Below are 5932 nucleotides of genomic sequence, written 5' to 3'. Positions count from 1 at the left end.
CTGGCCACCCAACTCATCGCACGCATCCACACCACCCTGGGCCTACACACCAGAGTCCGCACCCTCTTCGAAAACCCCACCGTCGCAGGCCTACTGACCAGCCTCGACACCACCACACCCACCACCAACCCCCCCGCACTGCATCCTGCGCAGACACGACCCGAGTCGACGCCGTTGTCGTTCGCGCAGCGTCGGTTGTGGTTCCTGTCCCGTCTGGAAGGGCCCTCGGCGACCTACAACGTCCCGGTCGTCACACGCCTGAACGGCCCCCTGGACACCACAGCCCTCAGGGAAGCCCTCAACGACGTGGTCGGCCGCCACGAAGTTCTGCGCACCGTGTTCACCGAGCACGACGGGGAGCCCTCCCAAACGGTCCTGGCCCCGACCCCGGACCTGGTCGGACTACAGGTCACCGACTGCACCCCCGAACAGGCCGAGGAACTGATCGGCGAGCACGCCGGGCACCTGTTCGACCTGGAAACCGACGTCCCCCTGCACGCCCACCTGCTGCGCACCGCCCCCGACCAGCACGTCCTGGTCCTGGTGGTGCACCACATCGCCGGGGACGGACAGTCCATGGGCCCGCTCTCCCGCGACCTGGGCCAGGCCTACCAGGCCCGCCTCCAGGGACAGGCTCCCGACTGGGAACCGCTGCCGGTGCAGTACGTGGACTACACCCTCTGGCAACGCGAACTCCTCGACCAACCGCAAGGACAGGGCGAGGACGCAGGCACCCTGGCCGAACGGGAACTGCACTACTGGCGCACCCGCCTCCAAGACCTCCCCGAGGAACTGGTCCTGCCCACCGACCGGCCGCGCCCCCAGGTGTCGAGCCATCAGGGCGGCATGGTCTCCCACACACTCGCTCCCGAGGTGTTCGCCCGGATCCGCTCGGTCGCCCGGTCCGTCGGGGCGACCCCCTTCATGGCAGGGCAGGCCGCGGTCGCCATCCTGCTCTCCCGCCTCGGAGCAGGCGACGACATCCCCCTCGGCACGGTGGTCGCCGGCCGCGACGACCAAGCCCTGGACGACCTGGTCGGATTCTTCGTCAACACCCTCGTCCTGCGCACCGACCTGTCCGGGAACCCCACCTTCACCGAACTCCTCACCCGTATCCGCCAGCAGGACCTGGAGGACTTCGACCACACCCACGTCCCCTTCGAGCAGGTCGTCGAAGCCCTCAGCCCCACACGCTCCCTCGCGCAACACCCCCTCTTCCAAACCTCCATCGGCTGGGCGGAGAACACCGGTACGGCTGACATCGAACTGTCCGGCACGGACAGCACCGAAGTCACCGGGCATCTGAGCGTCGCCAAGTTCGACCTCTTCATCGCGGCGGGCCCCGAGTCCGACGGCAGCCTGCGGCTGTCGATCGAGTACGCACGGGACCTGTTCGACCAGGGCACCGCCGACGGCATCGGCCGGCGACTGCTCCGGGTCCTCACCGCCGCAGCAGCCGACCCCTCCACCACCGTCGGCGAGATCGACCTGCTCACCGACGACGAGTTCACCGCCCTGGTCGTCGACGTCAACGACACCGCTGCCGGTGAACCGCGGGCGCTGGTGCACGAACTGTTCGAGGAGCAGGCGAGCGACCACCCCGATTCGGTGGCGCTGGTCTTCGAGAACGACTCGCTCACCTACGCCGAACTCGACACGCGCGCCAACCGTCTCGCACGCCATCTGCGCGAGTGCGGTGTCACCCCGGGTTCCCTGGTCGGCGTCCTGCTGGAGCGCGGTATCGATCACGCCGTGGCGCTGCTGGCGGTGCTCAAGGCAGGTGGCGGATACGTGCCGCTCGACCCCGGTTTCCCCGACGCCCGTCTGGCCTCCATGGTCACGGCGGCGCGAGCCGGGCTGGTCGTCACGCGGCGCGGGTTGCTCGACCGGCGCACCGGTGTCGAGCGGGTCGTCGCGGTGGACGCCGAGGCTTGTGTGAACGCCGACCACAGCGGCGCCCGCCTCGGCCTGCGCGTGTCACCTCGGTCCACCGCGTGCGTCATGTTCACCTCCGGATCGACCGGCGTCCCCAAGGGCGTTCTCGCACCGCACAGCTCGATCGTGTCGACCTTCACCGGGCAGAACGGTTTCGATCTGCGCCCCGAACGTGTCTGGCTCCAGACCGCTCCCGTCTCCTGGGACGCGTTCGCCTTCGAGTTCTGGGGGGCCCTGCTGCACGGAGCGACGTGTGTCCTGCAATCGGGCCAGGTGCCCGATCCCGCGCGCATGGTCGATCTCGTGGAGCGGCACAAGGCAGACTCCTACTTTCTGTCAGCGACCCTGTTCAGCCTGGTCATGGACGAGTATCCGCAGGTCTTCGCCCATGCGTCGCAGGTCTTCACGGGCGGCGAGAAGCCCTCCGCGGAACACCTGCGCCGCTTCCGTGACGCCTTCCCGGACGTGTCGCTGTACAACGGCTACGGCCCCGTGGAGAGCATGGTGTTCACCCATCTCCACCGGGTCCGGGATGTCCCGGGGACAGGAGTCCCCATCGGCGGTCCGCTGGGCAACCGTCGCTGCTACATCCTCGATGAGAGGCTGCGTCCGGTCCCGGCCGGTGTCCGGGGTGAGCTGTACGTGGCCGGGGAAGGGCTCGCCCACGGCTATGTGGGACGCTCCGGCCTGACGGCGGAGCGGTTCGTTCCCGACCCCCACGGTCTCCCCGGCGACCGCATGTACCGGACGGGTGACCTCGCCCGCTGGGTCTCCCCCGGGTGCATCGAGTACTTGGGCCGCTCCGACGACCAGATCAAGGTTCGCGGCTTCCGTGTGGAACCGAACGAGATCCGGTCCGTGCTCGTCGCCATGCCCGATGTCGCTCAGGCCTTCGTCACCGCGCTCAGGGATCACAGCGGGGTCATGTCCCTCGTCGCCTACGTCGTGCCCGCACCAGGCGGCACGATCGACGGTAGCCGGATACGGCATGCGTCGGCGGAGATACTGCCCGACCACCTGGTTCCGAATGCCGTGGTGGTACTGCCGGACGGGCTGCCGGTGACTGTCAACGGCAAGCTCGACCACAGCGCGCTCCCGACGCCGGACTTCTCCGTTCCGGCCCACGGTTCCCGACGAGGTCCCCGCAACCCGCGCGAAGAGGTCCTCTGCTCCCTGTTCGCCCAGGTCCTGGGGTTGGACAGTGTCGGCATCGACGACGACTTCTTCGCCCTGGGCGGCCACTCCCTCCTCGCCATGCGACTGATGGGACGGCTGCGCGGCATAGGCGTCAGTGCCGGGGTACGCGCTCTCTTCGAGGCACCGACCGTGGCGAAGCTGGGCGACGCCCTCGGGCGGCACTCGGTGGCGAACGTCCCGGCCCTGGAGCCCGCCGAGTTCCGCCCTTCGGCGCTGCCGTTGTCGTTTGCGCAGCGTCGGTTGTGGTTCCTGTCCCGTCTGGAAGGACCCTCGGCGACCTACAACGTCCCGGTCGTCACGCGTCTGGACGGCCCCCTGGACACCACGGCCCTGCTCGCTGCTCTGAACGACGTCGTCCACCGCCATGAGGCTCTGAGGACCGTGTTCACCGAGCACGACGGGGAGCCGTCCCAGACGGTCCTGGCCCCGACCCCGGACCTGGTCGGACTCGGGGTCACCGACTGCACCCCCGAACAGGCCGAGGAACTGATCGGCGAGCACGCCGGGCACCTGTTCGACCTGGAAACCGACGTCCCCCTGCACGCCCACCTGCTGCGCACCGCCCCCGACCAGCACGTCCTGGTCCTGGTGGTGCACCACATCGCCGGAGACGGACAGTCCATGGGCCCGCTCTCCCGCGACCTGGGCCAGGCCTACCAGGCCCGCCTCCAGGGACAGGCTCCCGGCTGGGAACCGCTGCCGGTGCAGTACGTGGACTACACCCTCTGGCAACGCGAACTCCTCGACCAACCACAGGAACAGGTCTCGGATCACGGGCAGGAGCGAGGACAGGGCGGGGACGCAGGCACCCTTGCCGAACGGGAACTGGACTACTGGCGCACCCGCCTCCAAGACCTGCCCGAGGAACTGGTCCTGCCCACCGACCGGCCACGCCCCCAGGTGTCGAGCCATCAGGGGCAACGGATCGTCTACACCCTTCCCGCCGACACGATGGATGCCCTGCGCTCGGTCGCCCGGTCGGCCGGTGCCACCCCCTTCATGGCGGTCCAGGCCGCGGTCGCCGTCCTGCTCTCCCGCCTCGGAGCAGGCAACGACATCCCGCTCGGCACCGTGGTCGCCGGCCGCGACGACCAAGCCCTGGACGACCTGGTCGGATTCTTCGTCAACACCCTGGTCCTGCGCACCGACCTGTCCGGGAACCCCACCTTCACCGAACTCCTCACCCGTATCCGCCAGCAGGACCTGGAGGACTTCGACCACACCCACGTCCCCTTCGAGCAGGTCGTCGAAGCACTCAGCCCCACACGCTCCCTCGCACGACACCCCCTCTTCCAAACCTCCATCGGATGGACCGAGGGGAGTGAGACCGCCACCATCGAACTGGTCGGCGTCGACACCAGTCAGGCCCTCGACGGGCTCGGCGTCGCCAAGTTCGACATGTCCATCGGAGCAGGCCCGGACGGCAACGGTGGTCTGCGGGTGTCGATCGAGTACGCGGCAGATCTGTTCGACCAGGAAACCGCCGACACCATCGGACGTCGGCTCCTCCGCGTCCTGGAACAGGTCACCGCCGACCCACGCACCCGGCCCAGCGACCTGCGCCTCCTCGACGCCGAGGAGACCCGTGCCCTTCTCGACCAGGGACAAGGACCGCATCCCGCGGGCGAACCCACCACCCTGCTCGAACTCCTGGCAGAGCGGACCGCCCAGCACCCCGACCGCACCGCACTGCGCTGGGACCAGGGCACCCTCACCTACGGCGAACTGGACACACAAGCCCACGAACTGGCCCTACGCCTGATCGAGCACGGCATCACACCCGGCATGGACGTCCCCGTCCTGATGCACCGCAGCCACCACACCGTGGTGGCCTTCCTCGCGATCCTCAAAACCGGTGCGGCCTACCAACCCCTGCACACCGACCTGCCCGAGCACCGCCTGCGCCAACTCCTGGCCCCCAACCCCTGCCCACTCGTGGTCACCGACACCGCCCTGGGCAGTCATCCCGGCCTGAGCGAGCACCACACCCTGACCTGCGACCAGACCCCACCCCACACCGCAGGTCCAGAGCGTCCTCTGCCTGTGGTGCATGCGCTCGACATCGCGTACACCATGCACACCTCCGGCACCACCGGCACACCCAAAGCCATCGCCATCACCCACCAAAGCGTCGTCGACCTGGCCACCGACCCCGCCTGGAACCTGCAACCCCACCACCGGGTCCTGTTCCACGCACCCCACGCCTTCGACGCCTCCACCTACGAAATCTGGGCACCCCTCCTCAACGGAGCCCAACTGGTCATCGCCCCACCCGAGACCATCGACACCACCGCCCTGGCACACCTGATCCCCACCCACCACATCACCCACCTCAGCCTCACCGCCGGCATGTTCCGCGTCGTAGTCGAAGAAGACGTCCACAGCCTCACCGGACTCACCGAGGTCACCACCGGCGGAGACACCATCTCCCCCACCGCCGTCAACCACCTGATCACCACCCACCCCCACATCATCGTGCGCACCACCTACGGGCCCACCGAAACCACCCTGTGCGCCACCCAACAACCCTGGACCCACACACAGGCCACCACCCAAAAACCCGATGAGCCCGCCCCACAGGGCAACACCGTGGACCAGCTCCACACCCCCGCTCACAGACCCGCCGGGCCCATCCCGCTCGGCAAGGCCATGCACCACACCGGCCTGCTCCTGCTGGACCACCACCTCCAACCCGTCCCACCCGGCGTCCAAGGCGAGCTCTACATCACCGGCACCGGACTCGCCCGCGGCTACACCCACCAACCCGCCCTCACCGCCACCCACTTCACCCCCAACCCCC

1 protein-coding gene is annotated in these 5932 nt (G+C 68.8%); it reads left to right on the top strand.

Going from position 1 to position 5932, the window contains the following annotated elements; all coding sequences use genetic code 11:
* Positions 1–174 precede the first annotated feature (174 nt).
* The coding region (locus tag Q8791_RS31585; protein WP_330095523.1) for an amino acid adenylation domain-containing protein at positions 175–5932 on the top strand (5758 nt) is incomplete at its 3' end.

The organism is Nocardiopsis codii (genome assembly GCF_036327455.1).
Taxonomy (GTDB): Bacteria; Actinomycetota; Actinomycetes; order Streptosporangiales; family Streptosporangiaceae; genus Nocardiopsis; species Nocardiopsis codii.
The sequence above is the reverse complement of the archived record's forward strand: the minus strand, read 5'-3'. Positions and strand labels throughout refer to the sequence as shown.